This window comes from Leucobacter komagatae, assembly GCF_006716085.1.
In the GTDB taxonomy this organism is placed as follows: Bacteria; Actinomycetota; Actinomycetes; order Actinomycetales; family Microbacteriaceae; genus Leucobacter; species Leucobacter komagatae.
Window position 1 is genome coordinate 1,008,073 of record NZ_VFON01000001.1, and the last position, 24,050, is coordinate 1,032,122.

At 67.6% G+C, this 24,050-nt stretch carries 24 protein-coding genes and 1 tRNA gene; 13 read left to right on the top strand and 12 right to left on the bottom strand.

What is annotated here, in order from left to right:
- Nucleotides 1–28 precede the first annotated feature (28 nt).
- The gene (locus FB468_RS04675; RefSeq protein ID WP_141886310.1) at nucleotides 29–1,228 is read right to left on the bottom strand and encodes a methyltransferase; all 1,200 of its coding nucleotides are present in this window, start codon (nucleotides 1,226–1,228) and stop codon (nucleotides 29–31) included.
- A 129-nt stretch (nucleotides 1,229–1,357) separates the two neighbouring features.
- On the opposite strand from FB468_RS04675, the gene FB468_RS04680 reads away from it, so the two are divergent.
- The 3 genes from FB468_RS04680 (at nucleotide 1,358) to FB468_RS04690 (ending at nucleotide 3,656) form a co-directional block, all read left to right on the top strand.
- Nucleotides 1,358–1,852 carry a peroxiredoxin gene (locus FB468_RS04680; RefSeq protein WP_211359085.1) on the top strand — a complete coding sequence of 165 codons (495 nt, stop codon included), beginning with the start codon at nucleotides 1,358–1,360 and terminating at the stop codon, nucleotides 1,850–1,852.
- 39 nt (nucleotides 1,853–1,891) lie between these two features.
- On the top strand, nucleotides 1,892–2,440 hold the full coding sequence (locus tag FB468_RS04685; protein ID WP_211359086.1) for a GNAT family N-acetyltransferase: 549 nt from the start codon (nucleotides 1,892–1,894) through the stop codon (nucleotides 2,438–2,440).
- 148 nt (nucleotides 2,441–2,588) lie between these two features.
- Nucleotides 2,589–3,656, top strand: a complete 1,068-nt coding sequence (locus FB468_RS04690) for an alcohol dehydrogenase catalytic domain-containing protein (RefSeq protein WP_141886312.1) — start codon at nucleotides 2,589–2,591, stop codon at nucleotides 3,654–3,656.
- Between the two features lie 22 nt (nucleotides 3,657–3,678).
- Here FB468_RS04690 and FB468_RS04695 read toward each other — a convergent pair whose 3' ends face one another.
- The 4 genes from FB468_RS04695 to FB468_RS04710 all read right to left on the bottom strand — a co-directional run bounded on the left by FB468_RS04695 (nucleotide 3,679) and on the right by FB468_RS04710 (nucleotide 9,510).
- Nucleotides 3,679–5,739: a hypothetical protein gene (locus tag FB468_RS04695; RefSeq protein WP_141886313.1), complete on the bottom strand. Its 2,061-nt coding sequence runs from the start codon at nucleotides 5,737–5,739 to the stop codon at nucleotides 3,679–3,681.
- A gap of 8 nt (nucleotides 5,740–5,747) precedes the next feature.
- Nucleotides 5,748–7,643: an HSP90 family protein gene (locus FB468_RS04700; protein WP_141886314.1), complete on the bottom strand. Its 1,896-nt coding sequence runs from the start codon at nucleotides 7,641–7,643 to the stop codon at nucleotides 5,748–5,750.
- A gap of 99 nt (nucleotides 7,644–7,742) precedes the next feature.
- Complete coding sequence (locus FB468_RS04705) at nucleotides 7,743–8,228, bottom strand: type III secretion system chaperone family protein (RefSeq protein WP_141886315.1); 486 nt, start codon at nucleotides 8,226–8,228, stop codon at nucleotides 7,743–7,745.
- Between the two features lie 100 nt (nucleotides 8,229–8,328).
- Nucleotides 8,329–9,510, bottom strand: coding sequence for a calcium:cation antiporter (locus FB468_RS04710; RefSeq protein WP_141886316.1), 1,182 nt, complete (start codon nucleotides 9,508–9,510; stop codon nucleotides 8,329–8,331).
- A gap of 175 nt (nucleotides 9,511–9,685) precedes the next feature.
- Between FB468_RS04710 and FB468_RS04715 the strand changes: the two genes are divergently transcribed.
- Nucleotides 9,686–10,894, top strand: a complete 1,209-nt coding sequence (locus FB468_RS04715; RefSeq protein ID WP_141888136.1) for an MFS transporter — start codon at nucleotides 9,686–9,688, stop codon at nucleotides 10,892–10,894.
- 56 nt (nucleotides 10,895–10,950) lie between these two features.
- Here FB468_RS04715 and def read toward each other — a convergent pair whose 3' ends face one another.
- The gene (gene def, locus FB468_RS04720; protein ID WP_119284098.1) at nucleotides 10,951–11,517 is read right to left on the bottom strand and encodes a peptide deformylase; all 567 of its coding nucleotides are present in this window, start codon (nucleotides 11,515–11,517) and stop codon (nucleotides 10,951–10,953) included.
- Nucleotides 11,518–11,580: 63 nt separating this feature from the next.
- Here def and orn point away from each other — a divergent pair, with 63 nt between their 5' ends.
- Nucleotides 11,581–12,243 carry an oligoribonuclease gene (gene orn / locus FB468_RS04725; protein ID WP_141886317.1) on the top strand — a complete coding sequence of 221 codons (663 nt, stop codon included), beginning with the start codon at nucleotides 11,581–11,583 and terminating at the stop codon, nucleotides 12,241–12,243.
- Between the two features lie 58 nt (nucleotides 12,244–12,301).
- Here the strand turns inward: orn and FB468_RS04730 are convergent, their stop codons facing one another.
- Complete coding sequence (locus FB468_RS04730) at nucleotides 12,302–12,727, bottom strand: DUF1801 domain-containing protein (RefSeq protein ID WP_141886318.1); 426 nt, start codon at nucleotides 12,725–12,727, stop codon at nucleotides 12,302–12,304.
- 90 nt (nucleotides 12,728–12,817) lie between these two features.
- Between FB468_RS04730 and FB468_RS04735 the strand changes: the two genes are divergently transcribed.
- Nucleotides 12,818–12,893: transfer RNA gene (locus FB468_RS04735), tRNA-His, on the top strand.
- Nucleotides 12,894–13,031: 138 nt separating this feature from the next.
- Here FB468_RS04735 and FB468_RS04740 read toward each other — a convergent pair.
- A complete protein-coding gene (locus FB468_RS04740) occupies nucleotides 13,032–14,183 on the bottom strand; it encodes an IS1249 family transposase (RefSeq protein ID WP_141885937.1) in 1,152 nt (383 codons plus the stop codon).
- Nucleotides 14,184–14,496: 313 nt separating this feature from the next.
- Here FB468_RS04740 and FB468_RS04745 point away from each other — a divergent pair, with 313 nt between their 5' ends.
- From FB468_RS04745 to FB468_RS04760, 4 genes are read left to right on the top strand one after another with little or no spacing between them, the layout of a single operon-like run.
- Nucleotides 14,497–15,216 carry a PIG-L deacetylase family protein gene (locus FB468_RS04745; protein WP_141886319.1) on the top strand — a complete coding sequence of 240 codons (720 nt, stop codon included), beginning with the start codon at nucleotides 14,497–14,499 and terminating at the stop codon, nucleotides 15,214–15,216.
- Between the two features lie 42 nt (nucleotides 15,217–15,258).
- Nucleotides 15,259–15,606, top strand: a complete 348-nt coding sequence (locus tag FB468_RS04750) for a metallopeptidase family protein (RefSeq protein ID WP_141886320.1) — start codon at nucleotides 15,259–15,261, stop codon at nucleotides 15,604–15,606.
- Nucleotides 15,606–15,911: an ATP-dependent Clp protease adapter ClpS gene (clpS, locus tag FB468_RS04755; protein ID WP_246055756.1), complete on the top strand. Its 306-nt coding sequence runs from the start codon at nucleotides 15,606–15,608 to the stop codon at nucleotides 15,909–15,911. Before FB468_RS04750 ends, clpS begins: the two co-directional genes overlap by 1 nt.
- The gene (locus FB468_RS04760; RefSeq protein WP_141886322.1) at nucleotides 15,908–16,477 is read left to right on the top strand and encodes a DUF2017 family protein; all 570 of its coding nucleotides are present in this window, start codon (nucleotides 15,908–15,910) and stop codon (nucleotides 16,475–16,477) included. Before clpS ends, FB468_RS04760 begins: the two co-directional genes overlap by 4 nt.
- On the opposite strand, the gene dinB is transcribed toward FB468_RS04760, so the two are convergent.
- Together dinB and FB468_RS04770 are read right to left on the bottom strand one after the other, a co-directional pair.
- Complete coding sequence (dinB, locus tag FB468_RS04765) at nucleotides 16,474–17,700, bottom strand: DNA polymerase IV (RefSeq protein ID WP_281290262.1); 1,227 nt, start codon at nucleotides 17,698–17,700, stop codon at nucleotides 16,474–16,476. The genes FB468_RS04760 and dinB overlap by 4 nt on opposite strands.
- A 92-nt stretch (nucleotides 17,701–17,792) precedes the next feature.
- Nucleotides 17,793–18,734, bottom strand: a complete 942-nt coding sequence (locus tag FB468_RS04770; RefSeq protein ID WP_246055757.1) for a sugar-binding transcriptional regulator — start codon at nucleotides 18,732–18,734, stop codon at nucleotides 17,793–17,795.
- A gap of 135 nt (nucleotides 18,735–18,869) precedes the next feature.
- On the opposite strand from FB468_RS04770, the gene FB468_RS04775 reads away from it, so the two are divergent.
- The 3 genes from FB468_RS04775 to glpK all read left to right on the top strand — a co-directional run bounded on the left by FB468_RS04775 (nucleotide 18,870) and on the right by glpK (nucleotide 23,022).
- Nucleotides 18,870–20,591 carry a glycerol-3-phosphate dehydrogenase/oxidase gene (locus FB468_RS04775; protein ID WP_141886324.1) on the top strand — a complete coding sequence of 574 codons (1,722 nt, stop codon included), beginning with the start codon at nucleotides 18,870–18,872 and terminating at the stop codon, nucleotides 20,589–20,591.
- A gap of 136 nt (nucleotides 20,592–20,727) precedes the next feature.
- On the top strand, nucleotides 20,728–21,483 hold the full coding sequence (locus FB468_RS04780; protein WP_141886325.1) for an MIP/aquaporin family protein: 756 nt from the start codon (nucleotides 20,728–20,730) through the stop codon (nucleotides 21,481–21,483).
- A gap of 24 nt (nucleotides 21,484–21,507) precedes the next feature.
- Nucleotides 21,508–23,022: a glycerol kinase GlpK gene (gene glpK, locus FB468_RS04785; RefSeq protein ID WP_141886326.1), complete on the top strand. Its 1,515-nt coding sequence runs from the start codon at nucleotides 21,508–21,510 to the stop codon at nucleotides 23,020–23,022.
- Nucleotides 23,023–23,129: 107 nt separating this feature from the next.
- On the opposite strand, the gene FB468_RS04790 is transcribed toward glpK, so the two are convergent.
- Entirely contained in the window at nucleotides 23,130–23,567 is a 438-nt protein-coding gene (locus FB468_RS04790; RefSeq protein WP_141886327.1) for a type II toxin-antitoxin system VapC family toxin, read from the bottom strand.
- Nucleotides 23,567–23,920, bottom strand: a complete 354-nt coding sequence (locus tag FB468_RS04795; RefSeq protein ID WP_141886328.1) for a type II toxin-antitoxin system Phd/YefM family antitoxin — start codon at nucleotides 23,918–23,920, stop codon at nucleotides 23,567–23,569. The genes FB468_RS04790 and FB468_RS04795 overlap by 1 nt, the downstream gene beginning before the upstream one ends.
- Nucleotides 23,921–24,050 lie beyond the last annotated feature (130 nt).

Genomic DNA, 24,050 nt, shown 5'->3' on the forward strand with positions numbered 1-24,050 from the left:
GGGCTCTCGGGACGCTCGTGAGCCTGAACTACGCGACCTTGAGCCGCCAGAGCGAGGTGACCTCACGCGAGCGGGCCGCGTGTAGCAGGTCACCGCTGTCAGCCGCGCGGCCGTGAGTGGGCGCCGTGTCGAGCCGATCCACCACGACCAGGCCCGCCCGCGAGATCGCGTCGAGCAGCATCTCGCGCGTACGCAAGCCGAGCAGCTCCGCAAGGTCAGAGATGATGAGCCAGCCCTCGCCGCCCTCCGCGAGATGGTCTGGCAGGCCCGCAAGAAACTTCAGCAGCATCTGGCTGCCGGGGTCGTAGATCGCCGCGTCGAGCGACGTCGCCGCGCTTCCGGGCAACCACGGTGGGTTGCACACGATGAGCGATGCCCGACCCTCGGGGAACATGTCGCAAACGAGCGCTTCGGCGACGTCCGTGATGCCCAGGCGCTCGAAGTTGTCGGTCGCGCACAGCACGGCCCGTTCGTGGAGGTCGGTGCCGACGACGCGCCGCACGCCCCGTTTCGCGAGCACCGCCGCGAGCACACCGGTTCCGGTACCGATGTCGAAGGCCCTGTCGAGCGCGGGCAGAGGCGCGGCCGCGACGAGGTCGACGTACTCGTGGCGCGTCGGCATGAACGTGCCGTAGTGCGGGTGAATCTTCGCGCCGAGGCTCGGCACATCGACCCCGTTCACGTACCACTGGTGCGCGCTCAGCACGCCGACGACTTCTTGGAGGCTCACGACCGCGCGATCCTGCCCGCCCGCGGGGGCCTCACCGTAGGCGAACGGAATCGCGGCGTCGACCCTGGGGGCGCGCGCAAGTGGGATGGTCGCCGCGCTCGCGTCGGCGAGGTCCAGGGGAATAAGGATCAGCGAAAGGATTCGGGAGCGCTGGGCGCGCGCCTGCCTGATCCGGTAGAACTCGTCGGCAGTCGTCGCTGGCTCGGAGCTCCGCTTGCCCGATGCGCCGGTCTTGCCGGACCGACCAGGCCCCCGGGTCTGCTTTGCCAGGCGCCGCCCGATCGCGCTCAGTATCTGCTTTGCGCCGTGGAAGTCCCCCTGCCAGAGCATCGCGGTGCCCTGCGAGGCGAGCCCGATCGCGCGATTCGCCGTGAGCCGGTCGTCGACGGTCACGACGCGCTTCGGAGCTGGCCGCCCACTCGCGCTCAGCCACGCCGCGGACACCTCCGTGCCACTCTCGTCCCAGGTCACTGTTTCGGGGGCGGGGTGCTGCTGCATGATTGGCGCCGCCTCTCGGTCGGTTCTGTGGGCGCGCGAGCGGTGGGCCAGGCAGGCGCCGCACGACGAAAGACGTCACCCAGTCTAGCCGCGGGCGCCCGCTCGCCCGGGGCCACTACGATGGGGCGCATGCGTGACGTGACGAGAGTTCCACGCGGCCCGCTCCCCGCGACCATCGGCGGCGCAGTCGACCTCAGCGAGCTGCCTTGCCGGAGCGTGCTCTTCGTCTATCCGCGCACGAGCCCGCCCGAGGGTGCGCCCGAGGGGTGGGAGCTGATTCCCGGGGCGCGCGGCTGCACCGCAGAGAGCTGTACGTTCCGCGACCTCGCGGCCGACTTTGCGGCGCACGACACCGCGATCTTCGGCCTGTCGACGCAGGGCCCCGCGTATCAGGCAGAGGCGGCCGCGCGCTTGCACCTGCCATACCCGCTGATCTCGGACGCCGGGTGTTCGCTCGCCGCCCCGCTCGGGCTCGAGACGTTCACGTTCGAGGGCGTGACGCTCTACCGCAGAACCACGCTGGTGATCGAGGCCGGCGCGGTCGTGCACCGCTTCACGGACATCGCCGACCCGGGCGGGCACCCGGCAAAGGTGCTCAAGTGGTTGGCGCGGGCCAGTTCATAGGCCGTCGCACCCGGCGCTTAGCAGTGCTACATTCAGAGCATGGCAGAGCAGCTTGGATCACAGGGCGCGGCAGGCCACGCTGTCGCGCGTCGGATGGTGCGCTCGGACTGGGAGTGGGTCCAGCGCTGGTTTGAGGATGAGACCCTCGACAATGAGCTCGGCCCGCTCGACGACGAGTGGCTTGAGCACGTGCTCAGTGAGACCGATGGCGTCGAACTCGTCATCGAGGCCGCGCACCCCGCCACTGGCCAGCTCGCACCAATTGCGCTCGTCGGCGTGGTCTGGGGCGTGCCCGAAGCTGACGCGGCGGCAGGCGGCGCAGACTCCCCCACCGAGGCGACCGAGACCGGCCACGCGATCACCGACCTCGCCATCGACCCCGAGCGGCGCGGCTTCGGCCTCGGCCGCATCGCGATCGACGCAACGATGGCCTGGGGTGATCACCCAGCGACCAACTCATGGATCGCGTTCGTCGACCAGGAGAACGAGGGTGCGAGGCTGTTTTTCGAAGCGATTGGCTGGGAGTACGAGGGGCTCGACGGCGAGGGCGACGACGCGATGCATCGCTTCGCGACCCCCGCGGTGTAATGGCCGAGCGCGGGCGCACAGGCTAAGCCCCAAGCCTATCCCCCGGGTCTGAGAGCGGATTGATCCGGCCTTCATAGGGTGGAGGTGTCCACAGGTCATCTGCCCGCCGGGCCGGTGACCACCCGGCACATCGCTCAGGAGGCATGGAATGAAGGCTGCACGCTACTACGGCAAGAACGACGTCCGCGTTGAAGAGATCGAGGAGCCGACGACCCGGCCCGGCACGGTGAAGATCGCGCCCGCGTTCAACGGGATCTGCGGCAGCGATCTCCACCTCTATCACGACGGCCCGATGCCGCCCGCCCCAACAGACACGACCGCGCACCCGATCTCGGGAGAGACGCTCCCCGTCGTGTTCGGCCACGAGTTCTCGGGCGTCGTCGAAGAGGTCGGCGAAGGGGTCACCGGCATCGCCGTTGGCGATCACGTCGCTGTCGAGCCGCTCATGGTCTGTGGCGTCTGCCACGCGTGCAAGGCGAACAAGTACAACCTCTGCGAGAAGATGGGGTTCATTGGTATCTCAGGGCTCGGCGGCGGGCTCTCCGAGCACATCGTCGTTGAGGAGCGCTGGGTGCACAAGGTCGGCGAAATGCCGCTCGACCAGGCCGCGCTGCTTGAGCCGCTCGCGGTTTCACTCCACGCCGTCCGCCATGCGGGTGCCGACGCTGCGGCTGGGAAGACGGCAGTCGTGGGCGGGGCTGGCCCGATCGGGCTACTCGCCGCCGCGGTGCTCCGCGCCTACGGGCTCAAGACGATCGTCAGCGAGGTTTCGCCCGAGCGCCGCGCCAAGGCGCAGGAGACGGGCGTCGCCGACGTCGTCGTGGACCCTTCGACAGAGGATCTCGCGGCGGTCGTGCGCGCGGAGACCGGCGGCGCGATGGCGGACTTCGCGTTTGACGCGGCGGGCGTCGGCGTCGTGCTCGACCAGCTCTTCGACTCGCTCGGCGCGGGCGGCAGGCTCGAGGTCATCGCGCTGCACACGCGCCCCTACGAGCTCGATGTGACCGGCAAGCTCACGATGCAGGATCGTGTGCTCGGCTCGGCGATCGGGTACGCAAACGATCACGCCGAGGCGATCCGCCTCGTGAACGAGGGGCTCGTGAACCTCGCGCCCTTCATCACGAGCAAGATCACCGTCGACAGCATTGTGAAGGACGGCTATGAGAAGCTGCTGCACGACCGCAGCGAGGTGAAGATCCTCGTCTCGATGAGCTAGCGTTCGAGTCGTCGCCGAGCGGCTACTGCAGCTCGGCGACGACCGCGTTCGCGCGCTCCGTCTGCCCGGTCTCTTTCAAGAGCGTGATGAGTTCACCCGCGACGAGCAGCCGCTCCTTGCGCTTCTTCGCGGCCGTGAACCCCTCGAACGCAGACTCGAGCCCCCAGACTGCGGACTCGGTGTCGCCGCGATCAGCGTGGATCTTGCCTGCGAGCCAGAACGAGTGTGAGGCGTCGGCGAGCAGGCCGAGCCGCGCGAACTCCTCGCCTGCGCGAAGCGCCTCGGCAGCGGCGCGTTCGCTGTCGAGGCCTTCCCCGAACGAGCGGCCGCGGGTCGCGGCGAGCGACCTGGCGAGCGTGTCTCGCAGGGTCGCTCGCTCGACTCCCCACTCATGCCCGCGCTTCTCCGCGAGCTCCTCGGTCAGCCCTTCGGGGTCAAACTCGGGGTGCGCAGCGAGCGTCGCGGCCGTCGCACGGATCTGCGCTTCAGCGTCGTTCATACGGTCAGCGACTGGCGCCCACGCGGCGAGCACCGCCGCGAGCGTACCGGCTTCGGTGCCCCCGGAACGCAGCAGCGGGAGCGCTCGGCCGAACAGCGCGTGCGCGCGCTCCTCGTTCCGGTCGAGCGTCGCGCACTGCGCCGCCTCCGCGGCCGCGAGGCCCGCGCGTTCGAGCCAGCCGGCAGCCTCAAGTGGCTGGATCGCCTCGGCGTAGTCGCGGGTCGCGGCGGCGTAGTCCTTGCGGGCCGACGCCTCCTCAGCGCGGGCGAGCAGGGCGTCCGGCGTCACAGCCGCCTGCGCGGCTCCGCTGCTTCCCGCAGCGGGATCCTGGTCTCGCGACGCGCCAGAGTCCGTGAGCTTGCCCCAGAGCTTCGCGAGGCCCGAGCGCTGCGGCGCCTCGGAGGGGGCCGATGCCGCAGCTGAAGCAGCCGAAGTAACAGCGTTCACGTTTGTTTCGTCGGCAGCCGGCGCCTCGCCGGTAGCGGCGCCGTACGCCGGGCCGAAGTCGAGCGGGTGTGGCGCTCGCTCGGAGGCGAGGGCGCGGTCGACGAGGTCGGCGTAGTAGGTCGTGCCCGAGCGCGCGTCGAACGCCGACGCGTACTCGCGTGCTTTGCCCGTCGCCCAGGCGTGGAGGTCAGCAACCTTCACGTCACGCCCGGCCTCGCCGACGCCCGGCAGCGCGATGCCAGTGTGCTGCTCGCCGCTGTCGAGGTTCGCGGAGAGCCCCGCGAGGAGGCCGAGGAGGAAGCGCAGGTGTTGCAGCGGCGACGGCGGGTCGGTGAGCATGTCACGGTAGTCGCCGCGCAGCTCGCGGAGCGCGCGCTCAAAGTGGCCGCCGCGCGCGAGGAGCTCAAAGCTCTGACCCCGCGACGACGCGAGGTCGCGGTTCGCGCGGGTGTCGCTCGCGGTCGCGCGGTGGTGGAACCTCAGCGACTCTGCGGCGTGCCCGAGGTTGAGGGCGGCGAGCGCAGTCGCGTGAAACGTCTTCGTCGGCTCGATATTGCACTTGCCGTCCTGCGTCTTGCCGAGTTCGTACGCCTCGGCAAAGCGCCCCTGCTCCATGAAGAAGTCGGTCTGCCTGCCGATCACGCAGGCGTGGCAGTCGTCGAAGTCGTCGCGGGGGCTCGAGATCCAGGCGAGGCGCCGCTCTTCCGCGTCGGGGGCACCCGACTGCCACGACCACCCGAAGCGTGCGGCGAGCACGGCCGAGATGCCGCTCCCCTGCAGTTCGAAGCGCCGCTGCATGTCGTCAAGGAAGGCCTCGGCCTGGGCCGCGGTAATCTGCGGGAAGTCGGGCAGGTCACTCGCGACCCACTTGAACTCCCAGAACAGATTGTGCTCGTCGCTCCCGTCGAAGAGCTCCGGGTTCGCGTCCCAGTGCCGCAGTGCGCGCGCGAAGACGACGAACGACTTCGCGCCCTCCCCGCCGAACGTGTACGCCTCGACAAGGTCGAGCAGCGCCTCGGCGAGGTGCTCTTTCGGCCCGTCGGCCTCGATCTTGCGGGCGGCGGCCTCGGCTGCCGCGGTGCGGGCGGTGCCGTAGGGCATGTGACGGATGTTGTGCAGCTCTTGCGCGGCGTTCATGGCGCTCCTCAGGAGTCGGAGTCGGAGTCGGGTTCAGGCGTTGGTTCGGGTTCAGGCGTTGGTTCCGGGGCGTGCAGCGCCGCGTCGAGGAGCACCCCGAGCGAGTCAGACAGCGCCGCGGACTCGGCCGAGCGCAGGCCCTCGCCGGCGAGCATCACCGCGGAGAGGTAGAGGGAGCGCAGGCCTGCACCGAATACTTCGCCGCCCGGCGACGCGAGCAGGCGCCGCGCGACGGGTGAGCGGTCGTTGAGCACGAGGGTGCGGGTGCGCCCCTGCCCCTCACCCGCGAACGAGTCGAGCAGGCCGTCCCACAGGTCGGGAGACTCGCCGCGCTCGCGATCCAAATCTCGCTTGTGCTCGCCCTCGGGGTCGCGCAGCAGCATTGCGGGCACGGTCTCGGGTTCGAAAGCGCGCAAGATCGCGTCGCAGTCTTCGTCGGCGAGCACCCCGCGAGCCACGCTGAGCGCACCGGCGACCGCCATCTCGCGCTCGACGCCGGGCATGCCGAGCACCTGCACGAGGTCAGACGAGGTCAGCTCACGCACGTTCCAGCCGGGCCGTGCCGCGAGCTTCGCGAGCAGGTCTGAATCGTAGACGTACCCGGCGTTCACCACGACGAGCCCCTGCGCTCGCGCGACGGCGGCGACCCGCTGGAACGCCTCGGTTGTTGAGGTGTAGACGAGCTCGCCCTGCTTCGCGACGGCGGAGAGCGTCATCGGGCCGTCGCTCGTCTCGAACGGGAGCACCTCAGCGACGAGACTCAGCATGTCGCTGTCGGTGAGCGCGATTGCGCGGAGCGCGAGGTGGTGGGTCCGCAGCACCTGCTGGGTGAGCTGGCTCGGAGTGCGGAGCGTATCGAGCGCCCACCGCTTCACCTGCTCGCCCAGGGCGTCACGCACGCCGAGCAGAATCTCGTCGTCGTGCAGCTGCTCACGCGACGCCGTCGGCGAGAGCGTGTCACTGTCGATGACCGCGCGGATGAAGAACGCCCACTCGGGCAACACGCGATCGGTACGGGCGCTGAGCAGCATCCGCTTCATGTACACGCGGTGCTGGCCCGACCCCGGAGTCACCGCCTGCGGCAGGATGAAGGCGACGCCCGTCACCCCCGCGACCGGGAGCTCGAGGTCGATGTGCCCGAGCGGGGTAAAGCCAAACGTGCGCTCGCAGTACTCAGTGAGCGCACGTGACCGCGCGGAACCGCTCGGGTACTCGATGCGCCACGGCAGCTCGGGCTCGGTGACGCGGCGCCAGACCGTCTGCTCGGCGCCACCGGTACTGCCCGCACCGCCCTCGATCGGCACGCGCACGGCGACGTCGAACGGCAGCAGCGAGCCGTACTCGCGGGCGAGCCCGAGCACCGTCTCGTTCGCGAGCCAGTGGGCAGTGTCGCGGCGCGCGGTGAGGCGAACCGTCGTGCCGACCTCAACCTCCGGGCCGGCGTCAGGCAGCTCGGTCACGTCGAACGTGCCGTCGGCGCGGCCCTGCCAGCGGATCGGAACCGTGCCGGGCTTCGCCGAGCGCGACGTGAACTCAATCTGCTCTGCGACCATGAACGCCGCAAGCATGCCGATGCCGAACTGGCCGATGAACTCCGCCCTCCCAGTTCCGAGCGTCGCGTCGCGCTTCGATGAGCGGCCGATCGTTGCGAGCAGTTCGGTCGCCTCATCCGCGGTGAGGCCCACCCCGGTGTCGGTCACCTCAAGCGTGCTGTTCCCCGAGGCGTCGGTGCCAGTCGACAGGCGAATGCGGACCGGCGCCTCGGGATCCAGCGCTGCCCGCGCCGTAACCGCGTCAACCGCGTTCTGGATGAGCTCGCGGAGGTACACCTGCGGGCCGGAATACAGGTGCCTGGACAGCAGGTCGACCATTCCGGAAAGGTCAACTTGAAAACGTTCGGACACGGGATTCCTAGCGATCGGTGAAGCGGTGTTGCGGTGGTGCTGTGGCGCGGTGTTGCGGTGGGTGCCCGCGGAAGCCAGCCAGCACCCACCTGCCGAGGATTAGTCCTGTGGCTTCGCCTTCTCCCACGCCTCGGGGAAGATCTCGTTCATGCGCTCGAAGGCAGACATGCTCGTGTTCACGACACAGAGCAGGTGCTGCGAGAGCTGCTCGTCAGTGAGACCGTGTTCGTAGTCAACGTTCAGCTCGGTGTTGACGCGCACGTTGCCGGCGTCGTCGCGCGCGATGTAGACCTTCGGCCACAGCTTCTCGCGATTCCAGTCGTTCGCGGCCTCGAGCGCCTTCAGGTAATCGGACTCCGGCAGCTCGCCGCGCCAGAAGCCGCGCACGCAGAGCAGCTCGTCGTTGTCGCCGTTCACGAAGAAGTAGAACGAGCCGTACTCCCAGCCGCCGCCGATGTCTCCATCGGAGTCGACGTTGTACGACCAACCGGCCTGCTCAAGCGAGTGCTTGATGCGATCCTTCGAGAGCGGCTTCAGCGCGCCCCCTGCTGCGGGGACGGGTGCGTCCTTGGTGAAAAAGCCCATGCTTCGCGTTCCTTTCGGGTCGGTCGTTCCAGTCTAGGGAGTACGGGCGACGAACTCGGTGAGGAATCTCGCATCGGCCGAATTATCTTCAGCGAGTCAGCTACTGAAACACTGTGAGCCCGTACAGAACGAACACGAATAGGTGGGCGGCACCGTGCATGGCGGTGACCCGATTCCCGAAAAACGTCGTCATCGTGAGCAGCAGAGACACCGCGAGCAACACGAGGTTCGTCGGGCCCTCCCCGAGCGTCACGGTTTGCCCAGTGACGAGCCCGATGATGAGCACCGCCGGAATCGTCAGGCCGACCGTCGAAACGAGCGCACCGTGGCAGAGGTTGCTCACGCGCTGGATCTCACCCGCGAGCGCCGCCCTGATCGCCGTGATCGTCTCGGGGAGGAAGACGATCATCGCGATGAGGATGCCGGAGAGCGCGACCGGCGCCCCGAGCCTGTCGAGGCCCTCGTCGAGCAGCGTCGCCATGTCGTGCGAGAGCAGCACGATGGGCACCACCATCACGACGAGCAGGATCGCGCGCGCGATGAGTTCGGGGCGGTGCCGGACGATCCCACCGCGTCGCTCCCGCTGCGCCGCGGCTGCGGCCCCTGCCGCGGTCTCGGCCTGCGCTTTCCCCGCGGCCTGCGCCGGGTCGATCTCTTGGAAGTCGCTCTTCTGGGCGCCCATCTGGCGGACGAGGAAGAACGCGTACAGCGCGATGGTGAGCAGGGCGATCGGGATCGCCTGGGCCGCGGCGTACGAACCTTCCGTGCCGATGATTGCTGGCAACCCAAAGGCGACCGTCACGAGCACGACGAGCAAGGACAGATAGGCGGAGACGCCGGTCTTGTTGGGCCGCAGATTGCTGTGCCGGAGCCCACCGACGAGTAGGGCGACGCCGACAACGAGGTTCAGAATGATCATCGAGACCGCCATGACCGAGTCCCTGGCGATCGTCGCGTGCTCCCCCGGGCCGAGCATCACGGCCGAGATGAGAATCACCTCGATGAGCACAATCGACAGCGTCAGCACGAGGGTGCCGTAGGGGTCGCCAAGTTTCTCGGCGAGGTGCTCGGCCTCGGTGACGACGCCCGATGCAGCGACAAGGATCACGGCGACGATGAGTCCGAGGATCGTGAAGAGCACCGGCGTCGGGAGGTCGCCGTCGAGGGCATTGCCGCCGAGCATGAGGGCGAGCACGCTCCCCCAGCCGAGCGCGAGCTTCACGAGCGCCGTGGGCGTGAGCACAGTCTTGAAAACTGAGGGTATAGCTGTGGTGGTTGACATCGCGAGGCCTTCCCCGGTTCTGCGGGGTCGTCCCCATACAACACAGAGCCACCGGGTCGTCCCGGCGGCGTCGTACTCCAAGTGTACTCGCTGCCCTCGACTTTGGCACGGCCCGCACTGCCTCGCGCAGCGGCCCCACGGAATCCGCTGAGGATAGACTCGTTCAGTGCCCAAAATGCCCGCGAACACACCTCCAAAAGTGAAGCTTCCCTTCGAGGTGTGGGCGCTCGTCGCCGGCGGATTCACCGTCGCCCTCGGCTACGGTGTGGTCGCGCCCGCGATCCCGCAGTTCGCGCTCGAGTTCGGCGTGAGCACGTTCGCGGCGTCGGCGATTGTGAGCGCGTTCGCGCTCATGCGCCTCATCGGCGCTCCCCTCGGGGGCTGGTTCGTGAGCCGATTCGGCGAGCGGGCGACGTACACGACCGGGATCCTCATCGTCGCCGCGTCCACGGGAGCAGCGGCGTTCGCGATGAACTACCCGCAGTTCCTGATCCTGCGCGGCCTCGGCGGCCTCGGGTCGGCGATGTTCACGATCGCGGCGACCGCGCTGCTCGTCGAGGCGAGCCCGCCGCAGGGCCGCGCCCGCGTCGCGAGCGTCAACGCAGCGGGCTTCCTGCTCGGCGGGCTGCTCGGCCCCGTGCTCGGTGGCGTCGTGGCGGGCTTCGGCCTCCGAGCGCCGTTCGTCTTCTACTTCTTCACGCTCGTCGCCGCGGCGATCGTCGTCACGATCGCGCTCCGCAGCAAGCACGCGCTCCCGCGCACGGCGGTGGGTTCCGGGCCGGTCGGCGAGGAGCTGCTGCTGCGCGATGCGCTCAGAATCCCGACGTACCGTTCACTGCTGCTCTCAGTGTTTGCGTTCGGCTGGACGTCGTTCGGCGTGCGGGTGTCGCTGATCCCGATCTTCGTCGCTGTCGTGTTCGCCGGCGACGCGACGACGGCGGCGTGGGTGCTCGCGGCATACGCTGCGGGCAACGCGATCTTCATCTTCCCCGCTGGCCGGTGGAGCGACTCAATTGGCCGCACGCCGCTCCTGTCGACGGGGCTCGCCGTGCTCGCCGCGGCGTTCCTCGCGTTCCCGTTCGCGGGATCGCTCTGGGTCGCGATGGCGATCATGGTCGTCGCCGGCGCCGGCTCGGCCCTCGCGAACCCGGGCCACCAGGCGGTGCTCGCAGACGTACTCGGCCCCCGCCGCGGCGGCATGGTCGTCTCGACTTACTCGATGTCGAGCGACCTCGGCGGAGTGCTCGGGCCGCTCATCGCCGGCGCGATCGTGGACTTCGCCGGCTTCGGCTGGGCGTTCGGGCTCACCGCCGCGCTACTCGCCGCCGCCGCAGTCGGTTGGCTCGCGACGGCGAAGCGCACCGCCGCCCTGACGAAGGGCTAGGCCGGGGCTCGGTTGCCCGTTTCCCGGCCCTACTAGCCCTATTTGCCTTACTCGCCCTACTCGCCTTCGAGGTCGTCGAGACCTGGCATCCAGGTGAGGCCAGGGACGCCCCAGCCGCGCTTGCGCTGGATCTTCTGCGCTGCCCGGTTCTCGGGGTGCACGAGGCGATCGACGTAGAGCAGCCCGTTCAGGTGGTCGAACTCGTGCTGCATGATGCGGGCGAACCAGCCGCTCGCTTCAACTTCGAAGGGCTTGCCGTCGATGTCCTGTGCGCGAAGCAGCGCGCGCGAGGAGCGGCGCAGCGCGAACCGCTCGCCAGGGAACGAGAGGCACCCCTCGACCTCGTCTTCTTCAGGGAGGCCGGGCTCAAGCGGGGCGATCCATAGTTCGGGGTTGATCGCGACGCCCTCGGCGGGCGCCTCGTCTTGATCCTCGTACATCCAGACAAAGATCCGCTGCCCAACGCCAACCTGCGGCGCCGCGAGGCCAACGCCCGGTGCCGCGACCGTCGTCTCGAACATGTTGTCAACGAGGGTGCGCAGCTCGGCGTCGAACTCGGTCACGGGTGCCGCCGGGCGGTGCAGAACGGGCTCGCCGCAGATGGTGATTGGGAGAATAGCCATGAGCTCAAGCCTACCGGCGCGGATAGACTGGGCAGACCGCATCCCCCGTTATTAGGAGTCACCTTGTCGAACGCCCCCGCAGAACAGATCGTCTGGATCGACTGCGAAATGACCGGGCTCGATACCGACAACGACGGGTTGTGCGAAATCGCCGTCATCGTGACCGACTTCGACCTCACGCCGCTCGACCCCGGCTTCGACATCGTCATCAACCCCGGCGAGGCCGCGCTTGCGCACATGAACGACTTCGTGCGCAACATGCACGAGACGTCAGGGCTGCTCCCCCGCATCGAGTCTGGCGTCACGCCAGCCGAGGCCGAGAAGCAGGTCATCGAGTACATCAACCGCTTCATCCCCGAGGGCCGTCGCCCGCTCGTTGCAGGCAACACGATCGGCATGGATCGCCGGTTCGTCGCGAAGTACATGCCGACGCTCGAAGAGCGCCTGCACTACCGCTCGATCGACGTGTCGACGATCAAAGAGCTGTCGCGCCGCTGGTACACGAGCGCCTACTACGCGGCCCCCGAGAAGCGCGGCGGACACCGGGCGCTCGCCGACATCGCCGAGTCGATCCAGGAGCTCGCGTACTTCCGCGGCGCCGTGCTCGTTCCCGGCAGCGGGCCCGACTCGAAGTCGGCGAAGAAGCTCGCCGGAGCAGTCTCTGAACAGTACGCCGCGCTCGTGGATGGCACCCCGGAGGAGTCGGCGGCCGCCGCAGCCGAATAGCTCGCGCTGACCGCTGGTCTCGCGAGTCCGGTGGGCTGCCGGCTACGCGGGCTGCGAGCTACGCGGGTTCTGGGTCATCGGCGCGGCCCGCGGCGATCAGGATAAGTTGGCGCAGCACGCCAAGATCGATGTCCTCGAGTTTGCGCACGTACACGCACCCCGCGCCCTCGGTGTACTTTCCGAGTTCGGGTAGGAGCGCGGCCCCCTCGGGCAGATCTTTGATCCCGTAGAGCGACAGCTGCGCCTTCCGCGGCGAGAACCCGGTCTTCGGCCAGTCGCCGCGGGTGCGCGGATTCGACGGCGAGATGTATCGATAGCTGCCGTACCCGATCATGCTCGGGCCCCAGAGAACGGGACGCTCGCCCGTCACCTCGGCGAAGATCTCGGCAAGCTCCAGGCCATCCTCACGGCGCTTCGCCGGCGCGACGGCATCGAGAAATGCGGCGACATCGGCGTCGGTCGGCTTCGTTTTGATCTCAGACACGCCATAAGTATCGCACCCGTTTTGGCAACGCACTATCCCCTGGGCTATGCTGATCAGGTTGCCAAGTGAGCCTGCTCACTCGGACGCATGGTGGCTATAGCTCAGTTGGTAGAGCACCGGCTTGTGGTGCCGGTGGTCGCGGGTTCAAGTCCCGTTAGCCACCCCACGCAGTACTGAGGCCCGCAGCCCGAGGATATTCCCCGGCTGCGGGCCTCAGTCGTTTCCGCTCTCGGCTGGCCCAGTTCCGCTCCCCTGGCTCAGTTCCGGGCCTATAGGACAAAAAGTGTGTAAACCGTTGGGCGTGTCAGGTCCGCCCTCCCCATCCTTTGCGTAGCCAGAGGCCTTCGCTGGCGTCAAGGCCGGTGCCGTAGAGCTCGGGGCTCGGGTCTGGTTCCGTGAACCGGGGGCGTGGGTTCACTGGCGGGTTGATCACTTCGTGCGTGATGAACGAGTGCGCGGTCTGGAGCAGTCCTGCTTGTTTTAGAGCGAACCATTCCGCGACGCGTTTCTGATGGACGGTGGGCATTCCGCGATGGAATCGGAGGAGTGTTTTCAGGACCGAGTTGAAGGCTCCCTCGAGGCCGCTCGTGGTTCTGGGGATATCGATCTGAACGAAAGTGAACAGGTGTCCGCGGCGTTGGATCTCGGTGAGGAGCCGGTACGCCTTCCGAAGCCGGTCGTGGGTGTACCACCACTGTTTCCCGGTGGGTGAGTCCCATGACCCGTCCTTGAGTCTGCGCCTCGCGTACGAGCGTTCACGAGTGAGGCGTCCGTAGATCGAATGCCAGGCGTTCAACCGCTTGAGCCAGCCGAGAGCGTCCTCTGGCGTTTGTACTTGTGAAAGCTGTTTTGTGAGCGCGAGGAGCGTCTGCCCAGCAACGGTGCGGGGTCTCCAGGTGAGATGGGTGCGTATGTTCATCAGGACGTGGAAGATGCAACGCTGCACGCGCGTATCCGGCCACACTGTTTTGAGTGCCGCGTTCAGGCCTGGCCCGCCATCACACACCACCACGAGTGGGGCAGGGATCTGCGCGAACAACGCACCCCACGCGGCCTGGGTTTCGGTCGAGCACCACTGGAACGCGAGCGGGGTGAGGTCCTCATCGAGCGCGACCAGGAGACACCATCCACCAACGTACGTTCCGTCCACGATCACGCACCTCGGCGGTATCGTCACGGTCGGGAGCGTTGGCCTGATTTGCCAGCACCATTCGATCTCCCGGCGGAAGGTTCGGTCTGAGACTCGTTCCGCGGCTTCGGCTTGTGAGTCCTTGCCCAGGAGCCAGGACAGGAACCGGTCGAGGGTGTGCCGGCGGGTGAGGTCTGCCCGTTTCCTGGTTGAGGAGCTGCCGCAGTTCAGGCATCTCCAGCGCCTGGTTCCCGCGCTCGTGAAACCGTTCTTCACGAGCGCGTTGCCGCATACCAGACAGGTGGACGAGTTGGTTGTTTTCGGCACGGTTAATGGTGCCGGGGTATAGCGAACCTCGTACTACGGCATGCTGGTGCGGGTAGATCGGGATTCGTTACACACTTTTTGTCCTATAGCCCCAGTTCCGCTCCCGTGGCTCAGTTCCGCTCCACGCCCCACCCACGCAATTCCGCGCCCCACCCGCGCCGCTGCCTTCCCTACCCACCCAAGTTCACGGGTGCACCCCAATTTCCCCGAGAGTTTGAGGTGCTTCGGAAGATTTGAGGGGGCATGGGAAGCCGGGCAGCGACGGGCGGGAAGCCGCCCAACCGTCCACATCCTCGCGGGGTAGGCTCAGCCCATGACTACTCTCGAGCGTTTCGATCCCACAGGCATTCGGCGCGTGCTCTGCGTCGTCGCCCACCCCGATGACATGGAGTATGGCGGCTCCGCAGCGGTAGCCGAGTGGACCGCCCAGGGCATCGAGGTCTCGTACCTGCTGCTGACCGCCGGTGAGGCGGGCATGCGCCACCTTTCGCCCGAGCAAACGGGCCCGCTCCGCGCGGCCGAGCAGCGCGAAGCCTGCGACATCGTCGGCGTGAAGAACCTCACCATTCTCGACCTCCCCGACGGGCTCGTAGAGCACTCGATCGAGACCCGGCGCCGCATCGCGCTCGCGATCCGCCAGGCCCAGCCCGACGCCGTCATCACCATGACCTGGGACCTTGACGCGGGCTGGGGGCTCAACCACGTTGATCATCGCTCGACCGGGCTCGCCGTCGTCGACGCCATCCGCGACGCCGACAACCCCTGGCTCTTCCGCGAGCAGCTCACCGACGGCCTCGCGGAGTGGAAGACGACCTGGCTGCTCGCGACCGCGCACCGCCCCACCCACGCAATCGAGGTCTCGGAGCGCGGGCTCGAGCTCGGGATCGCCTCACTCGCGGCCCACCGCGAGTACCTCGCCGCGCTCACGGACCACCCGACGCCGACAGACCTCGTCACGGGCGTATTGACGGGCGGCGGCGAGCAAGCGGGGCTGCGCTACGCGCTCCCCGTGCACGCCTACCGGATGGGATAGGAAATTCAGGCGCAGTTTGCCAAGAGCCGCTAGGCTGAACGCATGCTCGATGTGTCACGCGATGAGTTTGAGGCGCTGGTCTCAGACGGGCTAGACACGCTCGCCGAGGAGATGCTCGACAAGCTCGACAACGTCATCTTCCTGGTCGAAGACAGGCCCGAGGACGGCAGCGACACGCTCGGTTTATACGAGGGCTTCTCGCTCGCCGAGCGCGAAGCGTACGGCTTCGGCGAGGAGCCGGATCGCATTACGCTGTTCCGGCTCAACCTTCTCGAGCACTGCGACGATCACGAGCATCTTGTGGAGGAGATCCGCGTGACGCTCGTGCACGAGGTTGCCCATTTCCTCGGCCTCTCCGAAGAACGCATTCACGAGTTGGGGTGGGGATAGTGACTGACCGCGCGCCAGGAGTTGAACGGAGCCCGTTCGACGAGGGCGCCGTCGCGGTCGCACCAGCAAAGCCGTGGCGCACGATTGTGTGGGACGACCCGGTCAACCTCATGTCGTACGTGAGCTACGTGTTCCGCGCCTATTTCGGCTTCTCGACAGAGCGCGCCGAAGAGCTCATGATGCGCGTGCACAGCCTTGGCCGCGCGGTCGTCGCCGAGGGCTCTCGCGAGGCCATGGAGCTGCACGTCGAGGCGATGCACGGCTACGGCCTGTGGGCAACCGTTGAAGAGGATGACGGCGTATGAGGCTCCAACCCGGTGACGGCGGCGTCGCGATCCTTTTCGAGCCAGAGGAGGCGGGCGTACTCTCCCAGCTCGTCCATCAGCTCGTGCTGCTGCTCGAAAGCCACAGTTCCTCGCCGCTCGATGCCGACCCGCTGTTCGCGAGCCTCGAGATCGGCGGCTCTGACGAACGGCCGGCCGATCCGGCGCTCGCCAGGCTCTTCCCCGATGCGTTCGCCGACACCGGTGAGGCAGCCGGGTTCCGTCGCGTGACGGAGCAGGGCCTGATCAACCGGAAGCTGCAGGATGCCCAGCAGGTCATGGGTGATTTGAGCGTCGGAACGGAGCACTCGGGCGACGAAGCCGCGCCGATCCCGGTGAGCATCACGCCCGCGTCCTTCCTCGCGTGGGCCCGCACCATCACGGCGTTGCGGCTCGCGATGGCGGCGCGCATCGGGCTCGAGCGCGAGGAAGACTACGACAGGCTCATCGACGACGAGTCGACGCGCGGCACCGTGCTCGTCTACGACTGGCTCGCTTCACTCCTTGAGGCTGTGCTGATGCTCTCCTCGGTCACCGAAGAGGATTAGCCCGGGTCTTGCAGCGAGCGGTGATCCACAACCTCGCCACGGCCGCCGAGTAGCCTCGCGGAAGTGAGGCCCGCCGCCCCGAACCGCCCGCGTACCTCGTCGACCGCCGAGTCGAGCGCCCGCCACTGCTCGTCGTCGTCCCACAGCGCCTGACTCTCGCTGCCCGCCGGGACGAGCTGTTCGGCGCGCACGCCGATGAGGCGCACGGGCCGGCTCACTCGGCCACCCGGGGAGAGGCCCGCGAAGAGTTCGCGCGCGGTGCGGTACACGCGCTGGGTCGCGTTCGTTGGCTCCTGCAGCGTGCGCGAGCGCGTCACCGTTTCAAACGTGTCCCAGCGCACCTTGATTGCGATCGTGCGGGCTTCGAGCTGCGCGTCGCGCAGCCGCTCCGAAGTTTTGGTCGCGAGCCGCAGCAGCTCGCGCTCGAGCTCTTCAACGTCCGCGACATCGACCGCGAAGGTCTCCTCGTGCCCGATGCTCTTCTCCACCCGCGTCGTCTCGACGTCGCGAGCGTCGCGGCCGTTCGCGAGCTCGTGGAGGCGCTCGGCGCTCGCGTTGCCGACGATCTGCCGAAGCGAGGCCAGCGGCTCGCGCGCGAGGTCACCGACCGAGTGGATCGCCCGCGTCTTCAGTGCGCGCTCCGTCGCAGCGCCGACACCCCACATGGCCTTGATGGGCAGCGGGTGCAGAAACTCGAGGGTGCGCGCGGGCGGGATCTCAAGGATGCCCTCGGGCTTCGCGCGCTGCGAAGCGAGCTTCGCGACGAACTTTGAACCGGCGAGGCCGACGGACAGCGGAAGCCCCGTCTCAGCAAACACCCGCTCCTTGATCTGCCTCGCGATCTCGATCGGCTCGCCGAAGAGCCCGACTGAGCCGGCGACGTCGAGGAACGCCTCGTCGATGCTCAGCGGCTCGACGAGCGGCGTGAACTCGCGAAAGATCGACATGACGCGTTTCGAGGCAACCCGGTACTTCTCGAAGACCGGCGTCACGAAGACGATCTGCGGGCACAGCTGTCGGGCACGAGCGACAGGCATCGCCGAGCGCACGCCGAACCTGCGCGCCTCGTAGCTCGCGCTCGAGATGACCGAGCGACTGGTGTCGTGGGCAGCGGCTACCGGCAGCCCGCGGAGCTCAGGCCTGTCGAGCAGCTCGACCGAGACGAAGAACGCGTCCATATCGACGTGCAGAATCGACGCTGTCTGCCTGGCCTCGTGTCTCACCCCTCAATCACACCACACACGGCTGACATTCCGATGCTGGGGCACAAGATACACCAGGCACTACTCCCCTGCGCAGCTACTCCCCTGCGCAGCTACTCACCTGCGGTGAGCACGAGCCGCGCGAGCGCCTCGTCGACAACCACGTCGGTCATGAGACCGGCAGCGAGCGCGCCGCGCAAGCTATCACGCTTCGTCGAGCCCGAGACGACGCAGATGCGCTGCGGCGCGCGACGCACAATGTCGAACGACGGCCCGCTCGAGCGGTCATTGATCGGGATCCCGGCCGTCGAACCATCGAGTCTGTAAAACCGGCTCGCGCAATCGCCAACGACGCCCTCGTGCGCGAGCTGGTTGAGGTCGTCGGCGCCCAGGTACCCGCCAGAGTAGATGTGGGAGCGCGGGTCGCCGATGCGCGACCCCAGCCCAAACACGAACAGGTTCGCCGCCGCCTGCATGTCTAGCACGCGCGACACCGAGCGTTCGCGCCACAGCGCCTCGCGCGTGAGTGGGTCGTCGAAGATCGCGGGCACGGGCAGCTGAAAAACCTCGGCCGAGAGGCGCTCGGCGAACCCGCCCAACAGCTCCGCTGTGTACTGCACGCCGGTGGAGTACACGTTTGCTGCGCCATTCATCTGTACGAGCTGCACCCCGGGCTTCGCCGTACCGGGGAGGTACTTTGCGACCTCGCTCATCGTCGACCCCCAGGCGAGGCCGACGATTGAGCGGGGCTTCACCCGGTTGGAGATGATGTGCGCGGCCGCCTGGGCGGTGCGCTCGAGCTGTTCAGCCTCGGAGAGCCGCCCGGCGACGGGTACGACGTGGGCGTTGACCCCGAACGTGTCTGCGAAGCGCTGCTCGACGCGAGAGCGGGCCTCCTGCGGCGAGTGGATGCGAATCTCAACGAGCCCCGTCTCTTTCGCGTAGGTCAGCAGCCGCGACACCGACGAACGGGAGACCCCGAGCTCGCGCGCGATCGCCTCCATCGTGAAGTCCTGGCGGTAGTAGAGGTGCGCGGCAGCGAGCGCTTCGCGCATTTTCACACTTTTTCGCTCTCCGGCCATCCTCTACCCCTCTGTTCCGGCACCAGTCTTGCACATATGTGCAGGAGCTTTGCAATTCAGTGCACCTGACGAGCAAGCTGAAAGGACACGCACAGAGAGGCACCAGTCATGAACGCCAGCCCCGAGTCGATCCGACCGAACGTCGCCCGCCTGCGCGAGCGTCCGAGCGCCGACGTGCTCATCATCGGTGCTGGCATCAACGGCATCGCGACGTTCCGTGACCTGGCCCTGCAGGGCGTAGATGTCGCGCTCGTCGAGCGGGGCGACTACGTCTCCGGCGCGTCCTCGGCGTCAAGCCACATGATCCACGGCGGTATCCGGTACCTCGAGAACGGCGAGTTCCGCCTCGTGCAGGAGTCCGTCACCGAGCGCAATCGGCTACTCAAGACCGCCCCGCACTACGTGCGGCCGCTCGAAACCACGATCCCGATCTTCTCGACGTTCTCCGGGATCCTCTCCGCGCCCTTCCGCCTGCTCGTCACTCACGGCCGTGGCAAGCCCCGCGAGCGTGGCGCGGCGCTCATCAAGATGGGCCTCATGATGTACGACACGTTCTCGCGCGACGGCGGCCAGGTGCCGCGCCACCGGTTCCACGGGAAGAAGAAGTCGCTCGCGGAGCTCCCCGCGATGAACCCTGATATCAAGTACACGGCGACCTACTACGACGCTTCGATGCACGACCCCGAGCGGCTCGCGCTCGACGTGCTGCGCGACGGTGAGATCGCCGGCGGCGATCGGGCGCGCTCCGCGAACTATGTGAGCGCGGTGGGCATGCACCAGGGCGGCGTCACACTGCGCGATGAGACCACCGGCGAGGAGTTCGCATTCACCGCGAAGGTCGTGCTCAACACGAGCGGCCCCTGGACCGACATCACGAACGCGGCCCTCGGCGAGACGACGAAGTTCATGGGCGGCACGAAGGGCTCGCACGTCGTCCTCGACCACCCCGAGCTGCTCGCCGCCACCGGCGGGCGTGAGATCTTCTTCGAGCACTCCGACGGGCGCATCGTGCTCATCTACCCGCTCAAGGGCCGCGTGCTTGTGGGAACGACCGACATCGACGCAGACCCGTCACAGCCGGTCGTCTGCACGGAGGACGAGGTCGACTACTTCTTTGACCTCATCGGGCAGGTGTTTCCGCAGCTCACTGTTGACCGCTCACACATCGTGTACTCGTTCTCAGGGATTCGCCCGCTCCCCCGCCACGACGACACCGCGCCGGGCTTCGTCTCGCGTGACTACCGCATCGTGCAGTCAGACGCGCTCGGCATGCCCGTGCTCAGCCTCGTCGGCGGCAAGTGGACGACGTTCCGGGCGCTCGCTGAGCACCTCGCGAACGACACCCTCGCGCTGCTCGGCCGCGAACGCACCGTGAGCACGGCTGGGCTCGCGATCGGCGGCGGAGCAGGTTTCCCCGCAGACAAGCACGCTCGGGTGCGGTGGGTCGCTGAGCAGGCCGACGGCCGCGACGCGGGCCGCGTCGAGGCGCTCCTTGAGCGGTACGGCACGCGCGCCACCGAGATCATCGAGGCAACGCCAGAGCAGGATCCTGATCTCGCCGAGCTCACCGGCTACACCGCGGCGGAGCTCGCCCACCTCGCAGAGGCCGAGCAGGTCGTGCACCTCGACGATCTCCTGCTGCGCCGCACCTCCATCGCGTTCGTCGGCGGGCTCACCGAAGCGCGCGTGAGCGCCGCGGCCGATGCTGTCGCGCCCGCCCTCGGCTGGAACGACGTCAAGAAGACTTCGGAAGTGGAGCGGTTCGTCGCGCTCATGCGCGACGCTCACCGCGTCGATATCGCAAAGGGGGGAACCTTTATCGCCGGCTAACCACAGGCCGGTTTCCGCGAGCCGCCGACCCTCGTCGGTTCGCGTTCTTACTCACCGAAGGCGCGTCACTCGCGCCGCTGCTCCGCCGAGGCATCTGGAAGGTGCCGGCGGTTCTTCGAAAGGTCAATGAAGACACATGAATGAGATCAACCTCGGACTGTATTTCCTCTCCGAATTCGTTGGCACGGGCCTGCTCGTGCTGCTCGGCTGCGGCGTCGTCGCAAACGTTGCCCTCGCAAAGACGAAGGGCAACGCCGGCGGTTTTCTGATGGTCAACTGGGGCTGGGGCCTCGCGGTGTTCATGGGCGTGCTCGTCTCTGCATACTCGGGCGCGATCCTGAACCCCGCAGTTGGCATCGGCCTCATGCTCGCTGGCACGATCACCGCCCCCATGTTCTTCGTCGCGTTCGCCGCCGAGATGCTCGGCGCAATCGTTGGCGCGATCTTCTGCTGGATGAGCTACAAGCAGCACTTCGATGACGAGCCCGAAGCTGCGAACAAGCTCGGCGTGTTCTCTACGGGCCCAGCGATGCGCTCCTACGGCTGGAACTTCGTCACCGAGGTCATCGCGACCTTCGTACTCGTCTTCGTCATCTTCGCGTTCGCCGACTACGGTGACATCGAGATTGGCGTGCCCGGCGGTCTCGGCCCGCTCGCCGCGCTGCCCGTCGCCCTCGTCGTCGTCGGCATCGGCGCGTCACTCGGTGGCCCCACCGGCTACGCGATCAACCCCGCACGTGACCTCGGCCCTCGCATCGCGCACGCGATCCTCCCCATCAAGGGCAAGGGCTCGAGCGACTGGGGATACGCTTGGGTTCCCGTCGTTGGCCCGCTCGTCGGTGGCGCACTCGCCGCCGCCGCCGCGCCCGCTCTTCTCGGCCTCGCGGCCTAAGCTCACACGCGAAAGGATTACAGCATGTCTAACTACGTAGTTGCAATCGACCAGGGAACGACGTCGACGCGCGCCATCATCTTCGACAAGGCGGGATCGATCATCTCCGTCGGCCAGAAGGAGCACGAGCAGATCATGCCGCAGGCCGGCTGGGTCGAGCACGACGCTGCCGAAATCTGGCAGAACACGCAGGAGGTCATCGGCATCGCCCTCGGTCGCGCCGACCTCACCCGCCACGACATCGCATCAATCGGCATCACGAACCAGCGCGAGACCACCGTTGTGTGGAACAAGCACACGGGCGACCCGGTCTACAACGCCATCGTCTGGCAAGACACGCGTACGCAGGCCATCGTCGACCGGCTCGCGGCCGACGGCGGCACCGACCGGTTCAAGGAGGTCGTCGGCCTACCGCTCGCGACGTACTTCTCGGGCACGAAGATCGCCTGGATCCTCGAGAACGTCGAGGGCGCTCGCGCCGCCGCTGACGCCGGCGACCTGCTCTTCGGCACGACCGACAGCTGGGTGCTCTGGAACCTCACCGGCGGCCCCGAGGGCGGCGTGCACGCGACCGACGTCACGAACGCCTCGCGCACCCTGTTCATGGACCTCGCAACGCTTGAGTGGCGCGAAGACATCCTCGAGACGTTCGGCGTACCCAAGTCGATGATGCCAGCCATCAAGTCGTCGTCCGAGGTCTACGGCGTCGCCGAGGACTCGTCGCTGCTGCGCGAGACGCCGATCTCCGGCATCCTCGGCGACCAGCAGGCGGCGACGTTCGGCCAGGCAGCGTTCGAGGCCGGCGAGTCGAAGAACACGTACGGTACCGGCTGCTTCCTCATCTTCAACACGGGCGAGGAGATCGTCCACTCGAAGAACGGCCTACTCACGACCGTCGGCTACAAGCTCGGCGACGGCCCGACGCACTACGCGCTCGAGGGCTCGATCGCGGTCACCGGCTCACTCATTCAGTGGCTGCGCGACCAGCTCGGCATCATCGAATCGGCGCCAGACGTTGAAGAGCTTTCGGCGAGCGTGCCTGACAACGGCGGCGTCTACATCGTCCCGGCGTTCTCGGGACTGTACGCCCCGTACTGGCGCCCGGACGCCCGCGGCGCGATCGTCGGGCTCACCCGCTACGCGAACAAGGGGCACATCGCCCGCGCCGCGCTCGAAGCGGTCGCTTTCCAGACCCGCGACGTGCTCGACGCGGTGAATGCAGACGCCGGGGTGGACCTCACCGAGCTCAAGGTCGACGGCGGCATGGTCGCGAACAACGCGCTCATGCAGTTCCAGGCCGACGTGCTCGGCGTGCCCGTCGTGCGGCCCGTCGTCGCAGAAACGACGGCGCTCGGCGCGGCCTACGCCGCAGGCCTCGCGGTCGGTTTCTGGAGCGGCCTCGGCGAGCTGTCGGCGAACTGGCAGGAGGATCGCCGGTGGGAGCCCGCCATGGAGCAGGCGGAGCAGGATCGCCAGCTGCGCCTGTGGCGCAAGGCCGTCACCAAGTCGATGGACTGGGTCGACGAGGACGTGCGGTAGCACCGTCCGGTGACGCCCTGTCGGGCCCGCTGCGCGCCGAGGAACGTGTGTTCCGGCGCTAAGCGGGCCCGATTGCACTTTGTATCGCGGTCGTGGTCCCGCCGAGGCTACCTTCCTCCCGGGGTATCAGGCGTCGGGTCTGCTGCCAGTTCAACGCCCGGCGCAATCGGACGAAGGCCCACCGCCCGTGCCGCATACGCGAGCTTCCTGTCGTAGACAAGCATGCCCGCAGCTTCGGCGCCGAGCCGCAATGCTGCGGCGAGGTGCAGCGCGTCGAGCGAGCGCAAGGCAGGTGGATGCAGCCGCGCAGCAGACTCGTACGTCTGCCGGTCCAACGCGATGAGCTGGCAGGATTGAAGGACGTCCGTTGCGTCTGGTGCACGCCAGGGCGCACGCCGCGCAACCACGCGTCTCAACTCGACGAGGGACAGCCAGGAGGTTGCCAACTCTGCGCCTGTATCCTGCAGCCAGGCGACCAGCGCCTCAGACTCGGGTTCGTCAACGACGAGCTTCGCAAGCGCGGATGCGTCAGCGTAGACAAGCATCAGAGGCGCTCCACGCGAAGCTCCGTGAGAATGTCATCGGTACTCAGTTCAGAGACACCAGCCAGTTCCTCGCCGGGAGGCTCTGCTCGCTGCCAACCGGCCCGCCTGGCCCACAGCTCTGACATGCTCAGACGAGCGGGTTCGAGGGCACCGGAAGCAATGAGGTCGTCGAGGGGCGTCGGCTGCATCGGTACGATTCGCGCGACCGGAACTCCCCGGTCCGTGACTGTCAGTGTCGATCCCTTTCGCACGCGGGCAAGAACCTCCGACGCATTCTGCTTCAGCGCGCGGATGCCCACCTCAGGGCCGTCGTCACGGCCCTGAGCACCAGCAAGCTCACCTGCAATCACCATGTTCGACAAGGTAGCACATGCCCCTGACGGGGACAGAAGAGCTCCGGAGCGGGCGAGGACCCGACAGTCAAGCGCCACGACAAAGGGCGGGACGAGGATCGCACATGATCCTCACCCCGCCCCTTCTCGT

What these genes read in the sequence shown, in the direction of transcription:
- FB468_RS04770 (WP_246055757.1), bottom strand. Translation starts at nt 18,734, where the DNA reads ATGCGCGAAGCGCTCGCTGCCGCGCACCTCTACTACCGCCAGGACTTC.
- FB468_RS04775 (WP_141886324.1), top strand. Translation starts at nt 18,870, where the DNA reads ATGAACGCCAGCCCCGAGTCGATCCGACCGAACGTCGCCCGCCTGCGC.
- FB468_RS04705 (WP_141886315.1), bottom strand. Translation starts at nt 8,228, where the DNA reads ATGGGCTTTTTCACCAAGGACGCACCCGTCCCCGCAGCAGGGGGCGCG.
- FB468_RS04710 (WP_141886316.1), bottom strand. Translation starts at nt 9,510, where the DNA reads ATGTCAACCACCACAGCTATACCCTCAGTTTTCAAGACTGTGCTCACG.
- FB468_RS04715 (WP_141888136.1), top strand. Translation starts at nt 9,686, where the DNA reads ATGCCCGCGAACACACCTCCAAAAGTGAAGCTTCCCTTCGAGGTGTGG.
- FB468_RS04675 (WP_141886310.1), bottom strand. Translation starts at nt 1,228, where the DNA reads ATGCAGCAGCACCCCGCCCCCGAAACAGTGACCTGGGACGAGAGTGGC.
- FB468_RS04690 (WP_141886312.1), top strand. Translation starts at nt 2,589, where the DNA reads ATGAAGGCTGCACGCTACTACGGCAAGAACGACGTCCGCGTTGAAGAG.
- FB468_RS04685 (WP_211359086.1), top strand. Translation starts at nt 1,892, where the DNA reads ATGGCAGAGCAGCTTGGATCACAGGGCGCGGCAGGCCACGCTGTCGCG.
- FB468_RS04780 (WP_141886325.1), top strand. Translation starts at nt 20,728, where the DNA reads ATGAATGAGATCAACCTCGGACTGTATTTCCTCTCCGAATTCGTTGGC.
- FB468_RS04680 (WP_211359085.1), top strand. Translation starts at nt 1,358, where the DNA reads ATGCGTGACGTGACGAGAGTTCCACGCGGCCCGCTCCCCGCGACCATC.
- FB468_RS04790 (WP_141886327.1), bottom strand. Translation starts at nt 23,567, where the DNA reads ATGCTTGTCTACGCTGACGCATCCGCGCTTGCGAAGCTCGTCGTTGAC.
- def (WP_119284098.1), bottom strand. Translation starts at nt 11,517, where the DNA reads ATGGCTATTCTCCCAATCACCATCTGCGGCGAGCCCGTTCTGCACCGC.
- glpK (WP_141886326.1), top strand. Translation starts at nt 21,508, where the DNA reads ATGTCTAACTACGTAGTTGCAATCGACCAGGGAACGACGTCGACGCGC.
- FB468_RS04795 (WP_141886328.1), bottom strand. Translation starts at nt 23,920, where the DNA reads ATGGTGATTGCAGGTGAGCTTGCTGGTGCTCAGGGCCGTGACGACGGC.
- FB468_RS04760 (WP_141886322.1), top strand. Translation starts at nt 15,908, where the DNA reads ATGAGGCTCCAACCCGGTGACGGCGGCGTCGCGATCCTTTTCGAGCCA.
- FB468_RS04745 (WP_141886319.1), top strand. Translation starts at nt 14,497, where the DNA reads ATGACTACTCTCGAGCGTTTCGATCCCACAGGCATTCGGCGCGTGCTC.
- FB468_RS04695 (WP_141886313.1), bottom strand. Translation starts at nt 5,739, where the DNA reads ATGAACGCCGCGCAAGAGCTGCACAACATCCGTCACATGCCCTACGGC.
- FB468_RS04750 (WP_141886320.1), top strand. Translation starts at nt 15,259, where the DNA reads ATGCTCGATGTGTCACGCGATGAGTTTGAGGCGCTGGTCTCAGACGGG.